Source organism: Blastococcus sp. SYSU D00695, assembly GCF_054050555.1.
Genome location: NZ_JBJGZP010000024.1, coordinates 1 through 19,917, shown reverse-complemented (window position 1 = coordinate 19,917; position 19,917 = coordinate 1). Strand labels below are relative to the sequence as shown.

General features: G+C 76.7%; 18 protein-coding genes. 4 read left to right on the top strand and 14 right to left on the bottom strand.

The window, feature by feature from the left end; genetic code table 11:
- Positions 1-47: 47 nt before the first annotated feature.
- On the top strand, positions 48-488 hold the full coding sequence (locus tag ACI781_RS15125; protein ID WP_456566940.1) for an OsmC family peroxiredoxin: 441 nt from the start codon (positions 48-50) through the stop codon (positions 486-488).
- 59 nt (positions 489-547) lie between these two features.
- On the opposite strand, the gene ACI781_RS15120 is transcribed toward ACI781_RS15125, so the two are convergent.
- The 7 genes from ACI781_RS15120 to ACI781_RS15090 all read right to left on the bottom strand — a co-directional run bounded on the left by ACI781_RS15120 (position 548) and on the right by ACI781_RS15090 (position 8,703).
- A complete protein-coding gene (locus ACI781_RS15120) occupies positions 548-2,143 on the bottom strand; it encodes an MFS transporter (RefSeq protein ID WP_456566939.1) in 1,596 nt (531 codons plus the stop codon).
- A gap of 74 nt (positions 2,144-2,217) precedes the next feature.
- Complete coding sequence (locus tag ACI781_RS15115) at positions 2,218-2,703, bottom strand: MarR family winged helix-turn-helix transcriptional regulator (protein ID WP_456566938.1); 486 nt, start codon at positions 2,701-2,703, stop codon at positions 2,218-2,220.
- Positions 2,704-3,058: 355 nt separating this feature from the next.
- The gene (locus ACI781_RS15110; protein WP_456566937.1) at positions 3,059-3,535 is read right to left on the bottom strand and encodes a MarR family winged helix-turn-helix transcriptional regulator; all 477 of its coding nucleotides are present in this window, start codon (positions 3,533-3,535) and stop codon (positions 3,059-3,061) included.
- On the bottom strand, positions 3,532-4,005 hold the full coding sequence (locus ACI781_RS15105) for a heat shock protein transcriptional repressor HspR (RefSeq protein ID WP_456566936.1): 474 nt from the start codon (positions 4,003-4,005) through the stop codon (positions 3,532-3,534). Before ACI781_RS15105 ends, ACI781_RS15110 begins: the two co-directional genes overlap by 4 nt.
- Positions 4,002-5,171, bottom strand: a complete 1,170-nt coding sequence (locus tag ACI781_RS15100; RefSeq protein WP_456566935.1) for a DnaJ C-terminal domain-containing protein — start codon at positions 5,169-5,171, stop codon at positions 4,002-4,004. The genes ACI781_RS15105 and ACI781_RS15100 overlap by 4 nt, the downstream gene beginning before the upstream one ends.
- On the bottom strand, positions 5,168-8,521 hold the full coding sequence (gene lysS / locus ACI781_RS15095) for a lysine--tRNA ligase (RefSeq protein ID WP_456566934.1): 3,354 nt from the start codon (positions 8,519-8,521) through the stop codon (positions 5,168-5,170). Before lysS ends, ACI781_RS15100 begins: the two co-directional genes overlap by 4 nt.
- On the bottom strand, positions 8,518-8,703 hold the full coding sequence (locus ACI781_RS15090) for a hypothetical protein (protein ID WP_456566933.1): 186 nt from the start codon (positions 8,701-8,703) through the stop codon (positions 8,518-8,520). Before ACI781_RS15090 ends, lysS begins: the two co-directional genes overlap by 4 nt.
- Before the next feature lie 244 nt (positions 8,704-8,947).
- On the opposite strand from ACI781_RS15090, the gene ACI781_RS15085 reads away from it, so the two are divergent.
- Positions 8,948-9,703 carry a hypothetical protein gene (locus ACI781_RS15085; protein ID WP_456566932.1) on the top strand — a complete coding sequence of 252 codons (756 nt, stop codon included), beginning with the start codon at positions 8,948-8,950 and terminating at the stop codon, positions 9,701-9,703.
- Between the two features lie 221 nt (positions 9,704-9,924).
- Positions 9,925-12,843 carry an AfsR/SARP family transcriptional regulator gene (locus ACI781_RS15080; protein ID WP_456566931.1) on the top strand — a complete coding sequence of 973 codons (2,919 nt, stop codon included), beginning with the start codon at positions 9,925-9,927 and terminating at the stop codon, positions 12,841-12,843.
- Between the two features lie 23 nt (positions 12,844-12,866).
- On the opposite strand, the gene ACI781_RS15075 is transcribed toward ACI781_RS15080, so the two are convergent.
- Genes ACI781_RS15075 through ACI781_RS15065 form a run of 3 tightly spaced genes read right to left on the bottom strand, consistent with a single transcriptional unit; the run spans position 12,867 to position 15,910 of the window.
- Positions 12,867-14,393 (bottom strand): class I adenylate-forming enzyme family protein, encoded by a 1,527-nt coding sequence (locus ACI781_RS15075; protein WP_456566930.1) that lies wholly within the window; start codon positions 14,391-14,393, stop codon positions 12,867-12,869.
- A 42-nt stretch (positions 14,394-14,435) separates the two neighbouring features.
- Positions 14,436-15,620: an alpha/beta hydrolase family protein gene (locus ACI781_RS15070; protein WP_456566929.1), complete on the bottom strand. Its 1,185-nt coding sequence runs from the start codon at positions 15,618-15,620 to the stop codon at positions 14,436-14,438.
- The gene (locus ACI781_RS15065; RefSeq protein WP_456566928.1) at positions 15,620-15,910 is read right to left on the bottom strand and encodes a hypothetical protein; all 291 of its coding nucleotides are present in this window, start codon (positions 15,908-15,910) and stop codon (positions 15,620-15,622) included. Before ACI781_RS15065 ends, ACI781_RS15070 begins: the two co-directional genes overlap by 1 nt.
- A 200-nt stretch (positions 15,911-16,110) precedes the next feature.
- Between ACI781_RS15065 and ACI781_RS15060 the strand changes: the two genes are divergently transcribed.
- Complete coding sequence (locus ACI781_RS15060; RefSeq protein ID WP_456566927.1) at positions 16,111-17,313, top strand: alpha/beta hydrolase family protein; 1,203 nt, start codon at positions 16,111-16,113, stop codon at positions 17,311-17,313.
- A gap of 12 nt (positions 17,314-17,325) precedes the next feature.
- Here ACI781_RS15060 and ACI781_RS15055 read toward each other — a convergent pair whose 3' ends face one another.
- The 4 genes from ACI781_RS15055 to ACI781_RS15040 all read right to left on the bottom strand — a co-directional run bounded on the left by ACI781_RS15055 (position 17,326) and on the right by ACI781_RS15040 (position 19,656).
- Positions 17,326-18,345 carry an NAD(P)-dependent alcohol dehydrogenase gene (locus tag ACI781_RS15055; protein ID WP_456566926.1) on the bottom strand — a complete coding sequence of 340 codons (1,020 nt, stop codon included), beginning with the start codon at positions 18,343-18,345 and terminating at the stop codon, positions 17,326-17,328.
- Entirely contained in the window at positions 18,342-19,088 is a 747-nt protein-coding gene (locus tag ACI781_RS15050; protein ID WP_456566925.1) for a DUF4386 domain-containing protein, read from the bottom strand. The genes ACI781_RS15055 and ACI781_RS15050 overlap by 4 nt, the downstream gene beginning before the upstream one ends.
- Positions 19,085-19,366, bottom strand: a complete 282-nt coding sequence (locus ACI781_RS15045; RefSeq protein ID WP_456566924.1) for a hypothetical protein — start codon at positions 19,364-19,366, stop codon at positions 19,085-19,087. The genes ACI781_RS15050 and ACI781_RS15045 overlap by 4 nt, the downstream gene beginning before the upstream one ends.
- Before the next feature lie 104 nt (positions 19,367-19,470).
- The gene (locus ACI781_RS15040) at positions 19,471-19,656 is read right to left on the bottom strand and encodes a response regulator transcription factor (RefSeq protein WP_456566923.1); all 186 of its coding nucleotides are present in this window, start codon (positions 19,654-19,656) and stop codon (positions 19,471-19,473) included.
- Between the last annotated feature and the right edge of the window lie 261 nt (positions 19,657-19,917).

Genomic DNA, 19,917 nt, shown 5'->3' with positions numbered 1-19,917 from the left:
CCGGGACGCGCCGTCCGGACCGGGCGGCCGGACCCGATGGAGGAGCGATGCCCTCTCGTACCGCCCGTACGGCCTGGAACGGCACCCTGCAGGAGGGGTCCGGCCAGGTCGAGCTGTCCAGCTCGAAGGCGGGGACCTTCGACGTCAGCTTCCCGAAGCGGACCGCCGACGAGGCCGGCGGGACCACCAGCCCCGAGGAGCTCATCGCCGCCGCGCACTCCTCGTGCTTCGCGATGGCCCTGTCCAGCGAGATCGGCAAGGCCGGCGGGACGCCGCAGTCGCTGGAGATCAGCGCCGACGTGACGCTGGGCCAGAAGGACGGCGCCCCGACGATCACGCGCATCCACCTGACCGTGCGCGGCGAGGTCGAGGGCCTGGACGCCGCCGGCTTCGAGCAGGCCGCCCAGGCCGCCAAGGCCGGCTGCCCGGTCAGCAAGGCCCTCGCGGGCGTCGGCGAGATCAGCCTGGACGCCGCCCTGGAGTCCTGAGACGCCGACGGGCCCGCACCCTCGGGGGGTGCGGGCCCGTCGGCCGGCTCGGACCTGCCTCAGCGGGAGAGGGCGGCCTCCTCGGCGTCCACGGCCTCCTCGGAGCGCATCCGCTCCTCACCGCTCTCGGTCTTCAGGGCCACCTCGCGGATGAACAGGATCGCGACGACCGCGGTGACGGCGACGATCGCCGCGACCAGGAAGATCCGGCCGGTCGCGTCGCCGTAGGAGACGGTGATGAGCTCCCGCACGGCCGGCGGCGCGTCGGCCAGGTCGGCCAGCCCCACGCTGCCCGACCCGGCGGCCGCGGTGGCGCCGTCCGGCAGCCCGGCGGTGATCAGCGTGGTCACCCGGGCGCTGAGCACGGCGCCGAGGACCGAGACACCGATCGTGCCGCCGAGGCTGCGGAAGAAGGCCACCGCCGAGCTCGCCGCACCCAGGTCCTGAGCGGCGACCGTGTTCTGCACCGCGAGCACCAGGTTCTGCATGGTCATGCCGATGCCGGTGCCGAGGACGAAGAGGAAGACGCCCAGCAGCGGGATCGGGGTGGCGTGGTCGATGGTGGCCAGCAGGGCGAAACCGGCGACGACGGCGAGCGAACCGCCGACGAGGAACCGCTTCCACCGGCCGTAGCGGGTGATCAGCTGGCCCGACACGGTCGAGGAGATCAGCAGGCCGCCGACCATCGGGACGGTGAGCAGGCCGGCCGCGGTCGGCGAGTAGCCCCGCGAGATCTGCAGGTACTGGCCGAGGAAGACCGACGCGCCGAACATCGCGATGCCGATCGCGACGCTGGCGATGACCGCCAGCGTGGTGGTGCGGTCGCGGAACAGCCGCAGCGGGACGATCGGCTCCTTGGCACGCGACTCGGTGACCAGGAAGGCCACCACGGCCAGCAGCCCGCCGGCGAGGAACAGCGCCGTCTCCGTCGAGGCCCACGGGAAGGTGTTGCCGGCCAGCGTGACCCAGATGAGGAGCGCCGAGACGCCCGCGGTCAGGAAGGCCGCACCCAGGTAGTCGATGGACACGTCGCGCTTGGTGACGGGCAGGTGCAGCGTGCGCTGCAGCAGCACGAGGGCGACCGCCGCGAACGGGACGCCGACGTAGAAGCACCAGCGCCAGCCCAGCCAGCTCGTGTCGACGAGCAGGCCACCCAGCAGCGGGCCGCCGACGGTGGCCACCGCCATGACGCCGCCCAGCAGGCCGGAGTACCGGCCCCGCTCACGCGGGCTGATCATCGCGGCCATGGCGATCTGCACCAGCGCCTGCAGGCCGCCGAGGCCCAGGCCCTGCAGGACGCGCCAGGCGATGAGCGTCTCCACCGACTGCGCGAGCCCGGCGAGCATCGACCCGACGATGAAGACCACGATCGAGAGCTGGATCAGCAGCTTCTTGCTGAAGAGGTCGGCCAGCTTGCCCCAGATGGGCGTCGAGGCGGTGGAGGCGAGCAGGGTGGCCGTGACCACCCAGGTGTACTGGCTCTGCGAGCCGTGCAGGTCGGTGATGATCGTCGGCAGGGCGTTGGAGACGACGGTCGAGGACAGGAACGCCACGAACATCGCCAGCAACATCCCCGAGAGGGCCTCGAGGATCTGCCGGTGGCTCATCCGGCCCTGCTGTTCCACGGACGCCGGCGGGGCGACGGTGCTGGTCACGGTTCTCCTGGTCGGTGCGGGTGCGGCGGAGGTCGGGTCGGGGGCCCCGGACGAGCTCCCGGCGGGCGGGGCGGTCACGAGGCCACCGGGGCGGGCGCGGCGCGGCCGGGGTCGCGCAGCGCGGCCTCCAGGTCGTCGAGGAGGCGCTCGACGAGCTCGGAGAGGCGGACGGCGTCGACCTCGTCCCAGCCGGACAGCGCCGTGGCGGCCCAGTCGTTGCGCAGCGCCCGGGTGGTGGCCAGCGCGGCGGCGCCGGCGTCGGTGAGCCGCAGCAGGCTCGCCCGCCCGTCACGGGGGTCGGGGCGGCGCTCCACGTAGCCGGCCCGCTCGAGCGCGGCCACCTGCCGGCTGGCGACCGACACGTCGATGTCCACGGCGGCCGCCAGCGCGCTGCAGCGCTGCTCGCCGTCCCGCTCGAGCGGGACGAGCAGCGCCCAGCCGTAGGAGGGCAGGTCGCCGTAGAGGACGTCGGCCGCGCGGCCACCCAGGTGGCGACCGGTGCGCAGCAGTCGGGAGAGGCCGGCGGTCAGCCGGTCGCGGGTGTCGCGGGTGGTGGGCATCGGGTCCCCCGGTCCATCAGGTGCTTGCAGACACCAACCATACATCCAGTTGGTTGCCGTCTGCAACGGAGACGCGGCGTGGCGGCGCCCACTCCCCCCTCGCACGAGCGAGGCCCGCCCCCGCGGTCGGGGCGTCGCGGGCGTCGGGGGCGTCGGGGCGTCGGGGCGGGGCGTCGGGGGCGCCGGACACACACTGCGACGAGCCCCAGCGGACGCCGCCCGGATGCGCATCACGGCGGCCACCGGGGGCGGGATGACCGCCGTCATACGCACGGGGACGACGCCCTGCACCGCTGGGGGCGGGGTCGACTCGGGGCGGGCGGGCGGGTCCCCGGGCGCCGGCGAGGGCGGCGACTCAGCCGCTGGTGCCGCGGATCTGGGCCTCGCCCAGCTGGTTGAACCGGCCCAGGAGCTCGCCCAGGCGGGCCACGTCCTCCGCCGGCCAGTGGGAGAGGTCCTCCTCCCAGCGGGCGCGGCGGGCCTCCCGGATGCGCGCCAGCCGCTCGGCGCCCTCCGCCGACGGCGTGAGCACCTGCGCCCGCCCGTCGGTCGGGTCGGCCTCGCGGGAGACCAGGCCCAGGTCGACCAACGAGGACACCTGCCGGCTGACCGTGCTCTTGTCCAGGCCCAGGCGGATCACCAGGTCGGTCGCCCGCAGCGGGCCGGCGTCGGCGAGCAGGGCGAGCAGCCCGTACGCGGCGCCGTCCAGGTCGGGGTGCAGCTCCCGCGCCAGCCGGGTGGACATCGCCCGCGACCGGCGCAGCAGCAGCCCGATCTCCCGCTCGACGGCGACGTACGCCTCGTGCGTGTCGACCGGCCGGTCCGCGCTCACCGCGACTCCCTCGGGCGCCACACGACCAGCGCCGAGGTGGCCGGCCGCAGCGGCACCAGCGCCCCGCCGTAGCCGGCGTCGCCGAGGGAGCCGGCGCGGGCGGCGGACTCGGCGGCGATCCGGCGGCGCTCGGCAACCTCCAGCTCGTCGATCAGCTCCCGGACGCGGTGCTGGAGCGCCTCGACCTGCGACTCCAGGTCGATGATCCGCTTGATGCCGGCGAGGTTGACGCCGTCCTCCTGCGAGAGGCGCTGCACCTCCCGCAGCAGCGCGACGTCGCGCGGGCTGTAGCGGCGGCCGCCGCCGGCCGTCCGGCCCGGGCGGACCAGCCCGAGCCGGTCGTACTGGCGCAGCGTCTGCGCGTGCATGCCGGCCAGCTCGGCGGCCACCGAGATGACGAAGACCGGCGCGTCCTCGGCGACGGCGCGGGCGGCCGCGTCCGCGTGCCCGCGGTCCGGCGAGGCGGTCACCGCGCACCCCCGCCGGAGACCGCGGCGGTGATCCGCGGCCGCGGGTCACCCAGCTCGGCCTCGAGGGTCTTGATCGCCTGCTCGGCGGCGGCCGACACCCGCTTGGGGACGGCGACCTCGACGGTCACCAGCAGGTCACCGGCGCGGCTCTTGCCCGTCACGCCCCGGCCGCGCACCCGCAGCGTCTGCCCGCTGGCGGTGCCGGCGGGGACCCGCAGCGACACGTTGCCGTCGAGCGTCGGCACGGTGAGGGTGGTGCCGAGCGTGGCCTCGCCGAAGGTGATCGGCACGGTGAGGGTGAGGTCGTCGCCGGTGCGCGCGAACAGCTCGTGCGGCGACACGTGCACGACGACGAACAGGTCACCGGCCGGGCCGCCCCGCCGTCCCGGCGCGCCCTTGCCGGCCAGCCGGATGCGCTGGCCGTCCTTGACGCCCGCCGGGATGCGCACGGTGATGGTGCGGGTCTGCGTCGTCACGCCGCTGCCGGAGCAGGTCGGGCACGGGTCGTCGACCACCGAGCCGCTGCCGCGGCAGTTGCGGCACGGCTCGGAGAACGCGAACGCGCCCTGGCTGCGGCTGGTCACCCCGGCGCCCTGGCACACCGGGCAGGTGTGCGGCGACGTGCCGGGCCGCGCGCCGCTGCCGGCGCAGGTCGGGCAGGTGCCCGGGCTCTGCATGCGCAGCGGGACGGTGACCCCGAGGACGGCCTCCTCGAACGAGAGGGTCGCCTCGGTCTCGACGTCCTGCCCGCGGGCCGGGCCCGACGCCGCCTGGCTGCGTGCCCGGGCGCTGCCCGGTGCGGCCCCGCCGCCGAACAGGCCGCCGAGCAGGTCCCCCAGCCCGCCGGCCCCGCCCCCGCGGCCGGCGGCGGAGCCGAACCGGTGGACGACGACGGTGGCCGGGTCGTCCGGGCACTCCGCGGCCACCGCGTACGCCCGGCCGGACACCGCGCCGGCCGCCCAGCCCTCCTCGTCGTCGTCGTCGACGGAGGTGCAGACCTGCAGGCCGCCGGCCCGGACGGCCTCCTCGACGAGGCCGTCGGCGTCGGCCCCGAAGGCGGCGCGGCCGGAGCCGGCCCACAGCACGGTGCCGAGGACGGCGAGCAGCGGCACCAGCACTGCCGCCACCGCGAGGGGGGTCGCGCGCGCGGCGCCCCCGAAGGTCACGCCGCCGCCTGCTCCGGCGGCGCGGACGGTGACGGCACCCCGCCGACGGCGCGGGGCACGAGCAGGTCGCCGACGCCGGGGACGGCGAGGAAGCCCTCCGCCCCGGCGTAGCGCAACCCGACGCGTGGCAGGTCGGCCACCCGGCGGACGGCGAGCACCCGCGGCAGCCACTCCGGCCCGAACCGGGCGTTGAAGTCCCGCAGCGACTCGATCTGGAAGAACGGGTTGAGCACCCCGACCGCCCACCGCGCCACCCGCTGGGCCGGCGTGAACGGGACGTCATCGGCGAACAGCCGGCCCCACATGGCGAAGTTCATCGACAGCCGGGCCACCCCGCGGTCGCGCAGCGCCGCCGCCGTCGAGGCGATGAGGAACTCGGTCATCCCGTTCGGCGCGTCCGGGTCGTGGCGCATCAGGTCCAGCGTGTAGCCGAACGACGGCCCGTAGGCGGGCACCAGCCGCAGGAACCCCCCGGGCACGCCGTCGGGGCGCACGGCGACGCAGAGCAGGAAGTCCGGGTTGGCGCCGGCGCCGGCGACGTCCTGGGACAGCGACATGGTGAACCCGCGCTCGGGGTGCTTGCCCCGCCACCGGGCGCTGATCGCGTTGAGCTGCGCGACCAGCCCGGGCGGCGCGTCCGACTCGGCGAGCAACCGGAAGCGGTACCCGCGGCCCACCCGGCGGACTGCGGCCCGCAGCCCCTTGCGCCCCGGCCCGTCGAGGGTGAACCGGCGGCAGTCGATGATCGCCTCGTCACCCAGGTAGAGGGAGGTGAACCCGCGGGAGGCGTACAGCGGCATGCTCGCCTCCCGCACGGCCAGCAGCGCCGGCGTCCAGCCGCGCTCGTCGCACATGGCGAGGAACTCGTCGAGGACCCGGACGACGGAGTCGCGGGCGCCCACCGGGTCCCCGGAGACGAGCGCGTAGCCGCCGACGTAGGTGTGGGCGAGGAACGCCTCGCCGTCGGAGCCGAAGAAGAAGCTCTTGTCGTCGCGCAGCGAGAAGTACGCCAGCGTGTCCCAGCCGTAGGTCCGGACCAGCCGGGTGGCGCGCTGCCAGTCGTCCTCGGTGTGCGGCCGGCGGGCGACCACGGGACGCAGCAGCAGCACGGCCAGCAGCACCAACCCGAGGACGCCCAGGACGAGCAAGGCGTCGGGCAGGAAGGCGGCGACGAACCGGGAGCCGTAGGTGTAGGGCCCGTCGACGCCGACCAGCCCGCCCAGCACCGTCCCCAGCGCCCCGCCGGGGGTGAGTCCCGGCTCGATCCGGTCCCGCTCGGCCCACAGCGTGGTCAGCCCGAACAGCAGGACGCCGCCCAGGTAGACCGGCAGGAGGCGGAGCGCCCGCAGCAGCGACGGCGGGTCGGCCGGCGCGGTGAACGCCCGCCGGGAGCCGAGCAGCCCGGCCAGCACGCCCAGGCACATCGCGACGGCGAGCGGGTGCGGGCCCTTGAGGACGTGCCCGACCGCGGCGAGGGCGAACAGCGCGACGGCGACCTGCCAGGCCCGTCGCCGGCGCCGCGCCAGCTGGTCGGCGACGACCAGCAGCAGCACCCCGGCGACGACCGAGCCGACCGCACCGGCGACCGGCAGCCACAGCGGGTCGAGGTCCACCGTGCCGCCGCCGATCCGCTCGTGCAGCACCGGCAGCCGGATCACGAGCTGCAGGACCCCGCACAGCGCGGTCAGCCCGGCGAGCACGCGCACGGTGCCGGCCGAGGTCCCCGCCCGCGGCGGTGCGGCGGGCAGCGGGTGTGCCGACGGGGCCGTGTCCGGGAGCGCGACGACCGAGGCCGCCGCGGCGGCCACCGACTGCGCCGGGGCCGCGTGCGCGCCGCCGCCGGGCCCGCCGGCCGGCGGGGTCCCCGCCTCGGGCCGCAGCGTCGGGAAGAGGATCACCTCGCGGATCGAGTCGACGCTGGCCAGCAGCATGACGAGCCGGTCGATGCCGATGCCGAGCCCGCCGGTGCAGGGCATGCCCCGCTCCAGCGCGCGCACGTAGTCCAGGTCGACGTCGCCGGCCTCCGGGTCGCCGTGCGCCTTGGCCCGCGCCTCGGCCTCGAAGGCGGCCAGCTGCTCGACCGGGTCGTTCTGCTCGGAGTAGGCGTTGCACAGCTCGAAGCCGGCGACGATCAGCTCGAACCGCTCCACGTAGGCGGGGTCGTCGCGATGGGTGCGGGCCAGCGGCGACACCTCGCGCGGGTAGTCGACGCAGAAGACCGGCCCGACGATCGTGTGCTGCACGCGCTCGTCGTAGACCTCCTTCATCATCCGCCCGGCGCCCCAGCCGGCCTCGTGGGCGATGCCGAGCCCGTCGAGCACCGCCCGCGCCTGCTCGACCGGCATGGCCGGGTGCATGACGGCGCCGGTCGCGTCGGCGATCATGTCCGCGAAGCGCCTGCGCGGCCACGGCGTCGCGGCCAGGTCGATGGCGTGCCCGCCGTAGTGGACGGTCAGGTCCTCGGTTAGCGCGGCCCGCGCGGCGTCGAGCACCATGCCCTCGACCAGGTCCATCATGTCGCCGTAGTCGGCGAAGGCCTGGTAGGCCTCCAACATCGTGAACTCGGGGTTGTGCCGGGTGTCGATGCCCTCGTTGCGGAACACCCGGCCGATCTCGAAGACCCTCTCCAGGCCGCCGACGACCAGCCGCTTGAGGTGCAGCTCCAGCGCGATCCGCAGGTACAGGTCCAGGTCCAGCGCGTTGTGGTGGGTGATGAAGGGCCGCGCGCTGGCACCGCCCTGGATGCTCTGCAGCACCGGGCCCTCGACCTCGGTGAAGCCGCGGTCCTCCAGGTGCCGGCGGATGGCCCGCACGGCGGCGTGCCGGATGCGGAAGACCTCCCGGGTCCGCTCGTTGACCTCCAGGTCGGTGTAGCGCTGGCGGTAGCGGGTCTCGACGTCGGTGAGCCCGCGGTGCTTGTCCGGCGGCTCGAGCAGGGCCTTGCCCAGGACGGCGAAGTCCTCGACGCAGACGGACAGCTCGCCGCGGCGCGTGCGCATCACCGTGCCCTCGACGCCGAGCCAGTCGCCTCGGTCGACGTCGTCGAAGTCGGCGTGCCGCGCCGCGCCGAGCACCGAGGTGTCGACGAACAGCTGGAGGGCACCGGTCCGGTCGCGCAGCGTGGCGAAGGTCAGGTGGCCCTGACGGCGGATCAGCTCGACGCGGCCGGCCAGCCGCACCCGCTCGTCCGTCCGCTCCCCGGCGGCCAGACCGGCGTGCCGCGTGCGGACGTCCGCGGCGGCGGCGTCGGTGGGGAACCGGTAGGGGTAGGCCGCCGGCCCGCCGGCCTTCAGCGCCTCGAGCTTGGCCAGGCGCCGGGCGCGCTGGTCGGCGGCTCGGTCGGCGGTCACCGGTGGACCCGTCCGGGCACGGTGACGGGCCCCGGCAGCGGCAGCCGGGGGCGGCTCCACGAGTGGTCGCCGATCGTGTGCCCGTCGTGGGACGTCAGCGCGACGCAGCGCAGCACGGCGCCGTCCACCGGCAGCAGCGACCGACAGCCGCAACGACCCACCGGGTGAGTGCGGTGGGTCACGTCCGCTGAGATCCCCACCGTGCCTCCTCTCCGGGCCGGGGAACCGTCCCGCGGCCGCGTCGGGGGCACTCTGGGACGGCCGGCTCCAACGCCGCTCCAACCGGGCACGGCCCAGGACCGCGGGGCGGGGTGGGTCGCCGGCGGGCGGGTGCCGCGACGGCGTTGGCGTGCCGTTGGACCCCGCTCGGGCAGGCTGCGGCCCACCCGGGGAGGCGGAGGCCGGGCGGCGAGCGGAGGGGACGACGTGGTCTGGGAACCGGAACTGCTCCCCGCGCTCACCGGTCGCCGCGAGCTCGTGCTGTGGCTCGTGCTCGGCTTCCTGACGACCTTCCTGGTCACCCGCTTCGTCACACACGCGATCCGCACCGGCCGGGGGCCGTTCCGGGACGCGAGCGTCGGCGGGGTGCACGTGCACCACGAGGTGTACGGCATCTTCCTGCTGCTCGGCGCGGGGACGGCGGAGTTCGCGTACCGCCCGGGCGGGGGGTGGGCCGCGCTGCTCGCCGTCCTCTTCGGCGCGGGCGCGGCGCTCACGCTGGACGAGTTCGCGCTCTGGCTGCACCTGGAGGACGTGTACTGGTCGCACGAGGGCCGCAGCTCGGTGGACGCCGTGCTCATCGCCGCGGTCGTCGGCCTGCTGCTGCTGGTCGGCGCCAACCCATTCGACGCCGACCCGGCGCGCGGCGAGGGCGTCGTGGCGCTGACCGTCCTGCTCAACCTCGGCTTCGCCGTCGTCGCGATCCTCAAGGGCCGGGTGGTGCTCGGCGTCGTCGGCGTCTTCCTGCCGCTCGTCGCCGCCGTCGCGTCCGTGCGTCTGGCGCGTCCCGCGTCCCCGTGGGCCCGCCGCTGGTACCCGTCCGGCAGTGCCCGGGCGGCGCGCTCGCGTCGGCGGTTCCCCCCCGGCCGGCGCAACCGCTGGGACGCGCTGGTCGACCTGTTCGCCGCGGTGCCCCGCGGCTCGCCGGACCCCGCCCCGGCGCTGGTCACCGGCCCGACCTGACGCCCGGGGCCCCGGTCGGGCACCCGCGCAGGTGGCAGCCGGTGTCGCACTTCCGCCTCGCAGGGCCGCCCGGGCCTACCGCGACGGGCGCGGATGCGGTACGCAGGGGTCCGACGAGGCACCGGGCGACCGGTTCCGGGCGCGACGAGCGTCCACGTCGGTCACCGAGGTGGGGGACCTCCCCGCCCTGCCGTACGGGGACGGCTGCCAGGAGGCCCTCCGTGCTGTCCGATCCTCCCGACGGCGGGTTGCGCATCCGCGACCTCGGCCCGCTCGAGGTCGAGCGCGCAGGGGTCCCGGTGGCCCTGGGCGGCACCCGCCTCGCCGCTGCCCTCGCCCTGCTCGTGGTCAACGCCGGCCGGCACGTCGGGGTCGACGCGCTCGCCGACGCCATGTGGGGCGCCCAGTCCCCCGCCCGGTCGCCGTCCACCCTGGACTCCCACGTCTTCCGGCTGCGCAAGGCGCTCGAGCCGCAGCGCGAGCGGGGCGCGCCGTCCGCGGTGCTCCGGCACGACCGCGGCGGGTACCGGCTGGTCGCCGGTGCGGCTGCCATCGACTCGGTGCGGTTCACCGCGCTCGCCGACGAGGCCCGCGACCTGCTCGCCGGGGGGCGGCCGGCCGAGGCCTGCCGGTGCGCCGAGGAGGCGCTGCAGCTGTGGCGGGGGCGGCCGTACGCCGGCCTCGCGGACGAGCCGTGGGCCGTCGCCCCGGTGGCCCGGCTGACCGAGGTCCGCGACCAGGTGCGCGAGCTGCACGCCGACGCCCTGCTGGCCGCGGGCGCGCCGGAACGCGCCCTGCTGGCCCTCGGGCCGGCCCTGGCCGAGACGCCGCTGCGCGAGCGGCTGTGGACCCTGCGCATGCTCGCCCAGCACCGCCTGGGGCGGGCCGAGGAGGCGCTGCGCAGCTACGCCGAGGTCCGCGCGCTGATCCTCGACGAGCTGGGGCTCGAGCCGGGTCCCGACGTGCGGGAGATGCACGCCCGGATCCTCGCCGAGGACCCCGGCCTCGCCGGCCCGCCCCCGGCCACCGTGCCGCCGCCCCGGCCGGCGCCGGCCGGGGACGTCCGGCAGGCGGCGGCCGCGAGCGGCGAGGTGCACCTCCCCCACCGGGTGTCGGCGCTGGTGGGCCGCGAGGAGGAGCTGGCGGCGCTCGCGCGGTCCGTGCCACGGACCGGTCTGACCACGCTGGTCGGCGCGGCCGGGTGCGGCAAGACGCGGCTGGCGGTCGAGGTCGCCCGCACGGTCGCCGACCGCTACCCCGGCGGTGTCTGGTTCGTCGACCTGACCGCGACCCGGGACGCCGCGTCGGTGCTCGCCGCGGTCGTGTCGTCGCTCGCCTTCGCCCCGGCGAACACGGCGCGGCCCGGGGAGGCGCTGCGGGCCTTCCTGCGCGACCGGCGGGCCCTGCTCGTGCTGGACAACTGTGACCAGGTCCTCGACCCCGTCGCGGACCTGGTCGACGACTGGTTCCGCGAACCCGGCCCGCCGACGGTCCTGGCCACCAGCCGGGAGCCGCTGGAGGTGGACGGTGAACGGGTCCACCCGGTCGGCCCGCTCCCCCTGCCCGGCGACGGGGACGACGCGACGTCCTCCCCCGCCGTGGCGCTGCTGCTCGACCGGCTGGCCGCCGCCGGCGCCGACCGCGAGGACCTCGGCCTGCTCAGCGCCGCCGTCCGGATCGCGACCGCCGTGGACGGCGTGCCGCTCGCCCTGGAGCTCGCCGCCGGCCGGGCCCGCGCGTTCACGCTGGAGGAGATCGCCCACCAGGTCACCGCCGACCCCAGCTCGCTGGCCCGCCTGGGACGCGGCAGCGACCACCACCGCACCGTGCGCGCGGCGATCGAGCAGAGCTACGCCGCGCTCCCGCGCGACGAGGCCGCGGTGCACCGCAGCGTCTCGGCCCTGCCCGGCCCGTTCACGGTGGCCGCGGCCGACGCCGTGCGCCGCGGCCCCGGGACCGACGGGGACACCGGGCGGACCGCGGACCTCGTCGCCCGCCTGGTGCACCACTCGCTGCTGGTGCCCCTGGGGTCGGCCCGGCCCGGGCGGCCCTCGCTGTTCAGCCAGCTCGCCACCGTCCGGGGGCACGCCGCGCACGCCGCGAGCGCGGAGGCAGGCCGGCTGCGCCGGTCCCGGGACGCCTGGGTGACGGGCCTGGTGCGGGACAGGCCGCCGCTCGGGCACCTGACCGAGAGCGCCTGGTTCGACGCGCTGGACGACGACCTGCCCGCGCTCCGGGCGACCCTGCAGCACCTGCTCGTGGAGGCCCCCGCGGCCGAGGGCGTCTGGCTGGCCGGCCGGCTGGGGACCTTCTGGTACTTCCGCAGCAAGACCGTCGAGGGGCGGGCCTGGACCGAGCGGGCGCTGGAGCACGAGCAGCTGGCCGATCCGCTGTCCGTCGCGCTGGTCCGGCTGACCCTCGCCCACCTGCTGGCCTCCAGCGGCCGGACCGAGGTCGCCGAGGCGCACGTCGCACCGGCGCTCGCGTCGTTGGACGCCGGCGGCCACGCGGGCGCGCGCATCGTGGCCGAGGCGCAGATGCTGCTCACCCACTCGCTGGTGATGGCCGGGGCCACCGACCGTGCGGCCGAGATGGCCGCGCGGGTGCGGGCGGTCGCGGCCGCCGGCAGCGACCCGGAGCTGGACCTGTTCGCGGAGGCGAGCGCGGCGCACGTCCGCAGCATCGGCGGATCGACCACGGACGCCGGGCTGGCCGAGCTGCACGGCCGGGCGCTTGCCCTGGGCAACGTGCACGTGGCGCTGCTCATGGCCGGCATGGCCGTCGTCACCGCGATCCGCGACGGCGACCCGGGCCGCGGCCTGGCCTGGTCGGACCGGATGATCGCCCACCGGCTGTCCTTGGGCGACACCGACGGCCCCGTCGCCTTCGAGCTGCGCGCGCTCGTGGCGGCGATGGCCGGCCGGCCGCGGGAGGCCGTCCGGCTGTTCTCCGCTTCCCGCACCCAGGCGCTGCGCAACGGGCTGCGCTGGCCGGCCGCCGGGCCGACGGCCACGGTCCTGCCCGAGGTCACCCGCTCGCTGGAGCCGGCCGAGGCGGAGCGCGCCCGCGTTGCCGGTGCCGCGCTCACGCTGGCCGACCTCGTCCCCGAGCCGCGCGCCGCCGAGCACGCCTCCGCCTGACCCGGCGGCGCCGGAGCGGCCCGTCAGCAGCTCCCCGGCGCGCCGGCCGACAGCGCCGCCGCGCGGATCGCGGCCCGGTCGGGCTTGCCCTGCTCGGTCAGCGGGACGCGCTCGACCGGCAGCACGCGCAACGCGGCACCGACCGCCGGCCCGTGCGCGGCGACGACGGCGGCCCGGCACGAGGCGACGTCGACCGAGCCGCCCGGCCAGGGCTCCACCGCCGCCAGCCGCACGCCGCGCTCGAGGTCGGTCACCGGGACGGCGTACCGCACCGACGGCAGCCGGCACAGCGTCTCCTGCAGCGCGACCGGGGGGACACCGACCGGCCCGCCGGCGTCGGCCGCCCGCCCGAGCACGCGCAGCATCCCCTCGTCGTCCAGGCAGCCGAGGTCGCCCGTGCGGTACCAGCCGTCGACGAAGCGCTCGGCCTCGTCGACGGGCCGGTGCCGGTAGCCCTGGGCCATCGCCGGGGAGCGGACCTCGATCGCGCCGGCCGCCGGGTCGAGGGCGCCGTCGGCCCGGCGGAACCGGACCTCGACCCCTGGGTGGACCCGGCCGGCGCAGGCGAACCGGGAGGGCCGGTCGTGCTCGGCCGGGGTGAGCGCGCTGACGATGCCGACCTCGCTGGAGCCGTAGGCGTGGGCGACGACCGGGCCGAGCCGTGCCCGCGCCCGCCGGCGCAGGACCGGGGCGGCCAGTGCGCCGATGTGCACCAGGGACTCCAGCGAGCCCAGGTCGTAGCGCCCAACGTCCGGGGAGTCCATGAGCTCGACGAGCTGCGGCTCGACGAGGAACAGGTCGGTGATCCGTTCCGCCTCGATCGCCGCCAGCGTCGCTGCCGGGTCGACCCGGTCCTGCAGCACCACGGTGCCGCCGCCCAGCAGCGTCTGGTCGACGAGGACCTGGGTGAGGTGGGCCAGCGAGCCGTTGACGAGCCGGCGGCGGCCCGGCGCCGGCGGCCCGGTGACCATGGCGGTGTAGGCGGCGACGTCGCGCCGGCTGCCCCGCGGCACGCCGGTCGTGCCGCCGGAGGAGATCACCACGGCGAGGTCGCCACGCCCGGCCCGGCTCGGCAACGGGGCCGCCGGCTGTCCGGCCGCGGCGAGATCCAGCCGGAACCGCACCCCCGGGACCGGCCCGACGGCCGCCAGGTCGACGTCCAGCCCGGCCGGGACCAGGTGCGCCGTCTCCGGGAACACGACGAGCAGCCGCGGCTCGAACTGGGCGATCGTCCGGCGCCGGCGGTCCGGATCGGGTGGCGCCGGCAGGTACGCGGTGCCCGCGCCGAGCAGGTGCGCCGCGTAGCGGACGGCCAGCGCGTCCGGCCGGTTGGGCGCCAGCAGTGCGACCAGGTCGCCGGGACCGATGCCCGCGGCGCCCAGCGCCCGGGCGGAACGGGAGATCGCGGCCAGGAGGCCGGTGCCGCTGGTGTCGGCACCGGCGCAGCGCAGCACGGCACGGTCCCCCGCCCGGCGCAGGACGGCGAGCAGGTCGACGACGTAGGAGCGGGCGGCGGAGGGCCGCGCCGCGGCGGTGGTGGGGCGGGTCATCTCGTGCTCCGGGAGGGGACGGGTGGGACGGGGCGGGAGGGGTCAGCCGCGGACGGCGGAGCGGGCGAGGACCTCGTGCAGCCACGGGTACACGACGCCGGCCCACACCTGCTGGCCGAGGCCCGCGCAGTGACCGTCCGCGCCCTGGTCGGCGGTCAGACGGACGAGGCGCGCGGGGGCGGTCATCGCGTCCACGAGCTGCCGGCCGCTGCCGCCGGCGAAGTCGTGCTCGGCCTCGACGACGAGGACCGGGCAGGTGATGCGCCCGGCCAGCGGCAGCATCGAGTACCGGCGCAGCTCGGCGAGGTACTCCCCGACGTCGCTCAGGCCGTGGGTGGCCATCCGGGCGCCGAAGAACTCCCGCCGCCGAGGGTCGCGCCGCATCTGCAGCCGGACGACGGGCGCGGCGAGGCGGGCGGCGATCCCCCGCGGGAGCCGGGCGGCCATCTCCGGCTGGGCCGGGTCGCAGACGAGCGCGGCGATCCGGTGCTCGGCGGTGGCCGCGCGAGGGGCCAGGTAGCCGGCGAACGAGCGGCCGAAGAGCACGATCGCGCCCGGGTCGACCTCGGGCCGGCCGACCAGCCAGTCCAGGACCGGGGTGAGGACGTGCTCGAAGTCCGGGCGCATGGTCAGGCCCTGCTCGATCAACGCGCCACCCTGGCCGGGCCCCTCGACGACGAGGGCGTTGTAGCCGCGCGCGAGGGCCGGTGGGACGTCGGCCCAGCCGTACTCGGCGGTGGAGTCGTAGCCGCAGAGCATCACGATCGTCGGCCGCGGGGTGCCGGTGGCGTCCGGCGCGAAGAGGTAGCCGCCGAGCGTGGCGCCCTCGAAGGGGACGCGGACGCGCTCGGCCGGGTGGTCCATCAGCGCGGTGGCGGCGACGAAGTCCTCGACGTGCCGGCGGTACCCCTCCCGCAGCCGCGGGTCGCGCAGGTCCGAGCGGAGGAAGTACCAGCTCTGCCGGCGGTACTCGCCGGCCCGCAGCAGTGCGTCGCGGGCGCTGACCCGGTCGCCGGCGGAGGTGGCCGCGGCCGCCGCCGCCTCGGCGGCTTCCGCGGCCTGCGACCAGCCGGTGTGCCAGCGGTCGCGGTCCGCCGAGCGGATCCGGCGGGCGGCGGCCATCGCCTCGCCGAGGTCGGCGGCGTGCACCACCGCCATCGACAGGGTCCGGACGAGCTGGCCGTCGTAGACCGGGTCGGCGAAGAGGATGCGGGCGGGGTCGCTCATCACGCCCGGTCCCGGGTCCGCGTCGTCAGGGTGCCCGGTGCGCCGCCGGACGAGCCCCCGCCGGTCACGGTGACGGTGGTGGACGCCGTCCCGTCGCTGCGGGTGAGCAGCACCGTGTGCGAGCCCTCCGCGGCGCCGGAGGCGATCGTCGCCGTCCCGTCGGCCGCGGTCGGGCAGGTGCCGGAGATCCGCCCGCTGGCGCCGGGCGCGGCGCTCGCGGGCGACGACGACACGGCCAGCAGCGGGGAGGTGCCGGCGGAGGCGGTGGTCGGCAGGAGCCTGGTGCGCATCGGGGGTTCCTCCGGTGGGGGCCGCCCGAGGGCCGGGCGTCCGCCGGGGGAAACCGTCGCGGCCGCCCCTCCAAGGGGCCTCCAATCCCGCTCGACGGCCGCCTGCCGCCGCGGTTGGAGACGCCTTGGAGCCGGCCTGGCGACAGTCCGGCCCTCGGATGGACGCGCCACCGGGGCGCCGCCGGAAACGGAGACCCGACATGCAGGCCTTCTTCAAGGACGACGACTTCCAGTTCTCGGTGGAGAACGTCCTGGGCAGCGTCTACTCGCGGGCGGCGGACATCGGGGAGGTGCTCACCACCGTCGACCGGATCCCGAACGGTCACGCGCGGGCCTGGGTCACCGAGTGGACCGCGACCGGCGACCGCCTGGCCGGCGAAGCCGCCACCGCCGAGGAGGCCGGCGCCCTCCGGACGGCGGCGGCCCGCTGGCTGCGCGCCTCCAGCTACTACTCCGAGGCCTGCGACAAGGCGGACGCGACGGGGTCCTTCACCGACCTCTGGGAGCGGCACCGCGCCGCATGGGACCGCTTCGTGGACCTCACCGCCACCGTCGGCGACATCACCGCCGAGCGGATCGAGATCCCCTACGAGGGCACCACCCTGCCCGGCTACCTCTTCCGCCGCGGCCCGGCGACCGAGGCCCGCCGCACGCTCGTCTACACCAACGGCAGCGACGGCTCCGTGACCGGCGCCTGGAGCCGCTGCGTCGCCGACGCCCTCGCGCGCGGCTGGACTGCCATGACCTACGACGGCCCAGGCCAGAACGCCGCACTCGTCCGGCAGGGGCTGCCGTTCCGCCCCGACTGGGAGCACGTGCTCACCCCGGTCCTGGACCTGCTCACCAAGCGGCCGGACGTCGACCCCGGCCGGATCGCGGTCATGGGCATCAGCCAGGGCGGTTACTGGGTGCCCCGGGCGGCGGCGTTCGAGCACCGGGTCGCCGCCGCGGTGGCCGACCCCGGCGTCGTCGACGTCTCCACCACGATGCTGGGCCAGCTGCCGCACTTCCTCGTGCGACTGCTCGACGAGGGGAAGCGGGAGAAGTTCGACGAGGAGATGTCGTGGGCCCTCAGGGTCTCCCCCGCGACCCGCACCATGCTGCAGTGGCGGATGCGGCCCTACGGCGTCACCTCGCCGTTCGACTTCTTCACCGCGGCCCGCGCGTACGCCCTGACCGACGAGCAACTGGCCGCCATCACCTGCCCGGTGCTGATCACCGACCCCGAGCAGGAGCAGTTCTGGCCCGGCCAGTCGGCGCGCATGGCCGCGGCGCTCACCTGCCCGGTCACGCTGCTGCCCTTCACCGCGGCGGAGGGTGCCGCGTCGCACTGCGAGCCGGCGGCCGCGGGTCTGCGCGGCGAGCGGATCCTCGACTGGCTCGACCAGCAGGTCCCCGCTTGAGCCGCGCCGCGGTCACGGTGCCGTCCCCCGCGCGTGATGCGGGACGGGAGGGGTGGTCGATCCGGGGATGCGGAGGACGACGTTGCCGCGCTTGCGGCCGGTGTCGACGTAGCGGTGCGCCTCGGCCACATCGGCCAGGTCGAAGGTGCGGTCACGCACCGCCCGGAGGTCGCCGGCCTCGGCCAGGGCCACGAGGGCGGCGAGGTCGTCGGCGGTGGGCGTGCCGCCGGCGGTCGTGATCCGGAGACCGCTGCGCCGGCTGCGGAGGGGGGCGCGCAGGATCGCGGGCAGGTCGGCGATGACGAGCAGCAGCGCCCCGCCGGGCCGCAGCAGGTGCCGGGCGCGCTCGTACGGGGCGTTGCCGACGCAGTCCACGATCACGTCGTAGCCGGCCGGACCGGCGGTGAGGTCCTCGGTCGTGTGGTCGATCACCCGGTCGGCTCCCAGCGACGTGACCAGGTCCCGGTTGCGCCCGCTGCACACCGCGGTGACGTGCCCGCCGGCGTGCGCGGCCAGCTGCACCGCCGCGCTGCCGACGGCGCCGGAGGCGCCGTTCACCAGCACCGCGGCACCGGGGCCGAGCGGCGCCCGGAGCAGGAAGCGGCGGGCGGTGACGCCGCCGAAGACGAGGGCGACGGCGTCCTCGAACGTCATGTCGCGCGGCTTGCGGGCGATCGCGCCGTCGGACCGGATGCGGGCGTACTCGGCGTGGCCGCCGAAGTCCGCCCCCAGCATCGCGATCACCTCGTCGCCGGGCGCGAACCGGGTCACGTCGCGCCCGACCGCCTCGACGACGCCGGCGGCGTCCATCCCGAGCACGCGGCGCTTGGGGCGCAGCAGGCCGATCCCGGCGGCGGCGGGCAGGGCGAGCCCACGCGGCACCTCCCGGCTGCGGGCGCGGTGGTCGGCGGCGCTGACCGTGCTGGCGTGCACCCGGACGAGGACGTCGCCCGGTCCGACCTCCGGCCGCGGGACCTCCTCGACGCGGACGGTGTCCGGTCCGCCGAACCGGCGGTAGACCGCGGCCCTCATCGCCGGTCCTGCCGGGCCTGCAGGGCGGCGACGGCCGCCGGCCGGAAGCCCTTGGCGACGAGCCAGACGCCGAGGGAGATCTCCCACACCGCGATGGGGAGCGCGCCGACGGCCGCGGCGGGCGAGCTGCGGTCGTACAGGTCGAAGAAGACCGCCAGGTCCGAGAGCAGCAGCAGCGGGGCACCGATCAGGCCGATGGCCGGGAGGACCCGCGGCACGAGCCCGGAGCGGTACAGCACGGTCCCGAGGCACACGGCGTTGACGACCGGCATGAGGCTCTGGCTGAGCAGGAACGTCCAGTCGTAGGTCGTGGACAGCACGTGGCCGGCGGTGAGCAGGGACGCGGTGTCCGCGTCGGCGGTGCCGGCGACGTCGCGGCGCAGCGTGACCATGGTGAGCACGCTGGCGACGCCGACCAGGATGAGGGCGCCCTCGACGACCCGGGCGGCCACGAAGCCGATCGCGGCGGACTCGCTCACCCGCCGCGCGACACGGAACAGGACCACGGCTGTGCCGATGCCGGCGAGGGCGACGACGACCTCCGACAGCGCCGCCCAGCGCACCCCGGCGTCGCTGCCGGCGCCCAGGACGAAGTCGTCCTCCTCCCGCACGGCCTGGTACAGGGCGAGGGTCGGCATGGACACGAACGTGAGCAGGTAGCAGATGCCGGCGGCGAGCGAGGTGCGGCGCCAGGGGTCCGTCGGGGGCCGGGTCACTGCCGGGACCTGGGTGGTGGTGGTCATGACGGTTCCTCCTGAACGGTGGGGGTGACGCCGGGCGTCCGGGTGGGGTCGAGGCGGACGAGCGAGAGCAACGGCAACCCCAGGTCGCGGACCTGCTGCAGCAGCCCGTGCAACGCGGCCTCGTCGACCACCGGGCCGGACAGGACCGTGGTCCCGTCGGCGTCGGTGCGCAGGGACAGCCCGTCGAACCACGCCGTCCACCGCGGGTCCAGGTGCCCCTCGAGGCGGATCTCGTAGTGCGGGGGACGGCCCGCCCGCCGTGCTGGGGGTCTGCTCATCGTCTGCTCCTGCTCCCCTCGGACGCGGAGAACCTAGGAGTCGGGCTGGTGAGCGCGGATCACCACGCCTGGTGAACCGGGTGGTGATCCGGGGCGCGTTCGCGTCAGATGAGGCCGAGCTCGGCGGCCCGGCGGACCGCCGCCCGGCGGCTGTTGACGCCGAGCTTCGCGTAGAGGGTGCGGGTGTGCGTGCGCACGGTGTTGATCGACAGGTACAGCTCGCGCGCGATGGCGGGGCCGTCCAGGTCGGTGCCGAGCAGCCGCAGCACCTCCAGCTCGCGGGCGCTCAACGGCTCGACCGGTCCCGGCGCGGCGGCCGGGGGGGGGGGGGGGGGGGGGGGGGGCGCGGGGGGGGGGGGGGGGGGGGGGGGGGGGGGGCCCGGCGGGGGGCGGCGGGGGGGGGGGCGCGCGCGCGGCGCCCCCGAAGGACACGCCGCCGCCTGCTCCGGCGGCGCGGACGGTGACGGCACCCCGCCGACGGCGCGGGGCACGAGCAGGTCGCCGACGCCGGGGACGGCGAGGAAGCCCTCCGCCCCGGCGTAGCGCAACCC

Bases quoted from the DNA above. Each gene is read 5' to 3' on its own strand.
- ACI781_RS15050 (WP_456566925.1), bottom strand. From the start codon at position 19,088: ATGACCACCACCACCCAGGTCCCGGCAGTGACCCGGCCCCCGACGGAC.
- ACI781_RS15055 (WP_456566926.1), bottom strand. From the start codon at position 18,345: ATGAGGGCCGCGGTCTACCGCCGGTTCGGCGGACCGGACACCGTCCGC.
- ACI781_RS15125 (WP_456566940.1), top strand. From the start codon at position 48: ATGCCCTCTCGTACCGCCCGTACGGCCTGGAACGGCACCCTGCAGGAG.
- ACI781_RS15115 (WP_456566938.1), bottom strand. From the start codon at position 2,703: ATGCCCACCACCCGCGACACCCGCGACCGGCTGACCGCCGGCCTCTCC.
- ACI781_RS15065 (WP_456566928.1), bottom strand. From the start codon at position 15,910: ATGCGCACCAGGCTCCTGCCGACCACCGCCTCCGCCGGCACCTCCCCG.
- ACI781_RS15060 (WP_456566927.1), top strand. From the start codon at position 16,111: ATGCAGGCCTTCTTCAAGGACGACGACTTCCAGTTCTCGGTGGAGAAC.
- ACI781_RS15045 (WP_456566924.1), bottom strand. From the start codon at position 19,366: ATGAGCAGACCCCCAGCACGGCGGGCGGGCCGTCCCCCGCACTACGAG.
- ACI781_RS15075 (WP_456566930.1), bottom strand. From the start codon at position 14,393: ATGACCCGCCCCACCACCGCCGCGGCGCGGCCCTCCGCCGCCCGCTCC.
- ACI781_RS15070 (WP_456566929.1), bottom strand. From the start codon at position 15,620: ATGAGCGACCCCGCCCGCATCCTCTTCGCCGACCCGGTCTACGACGGC.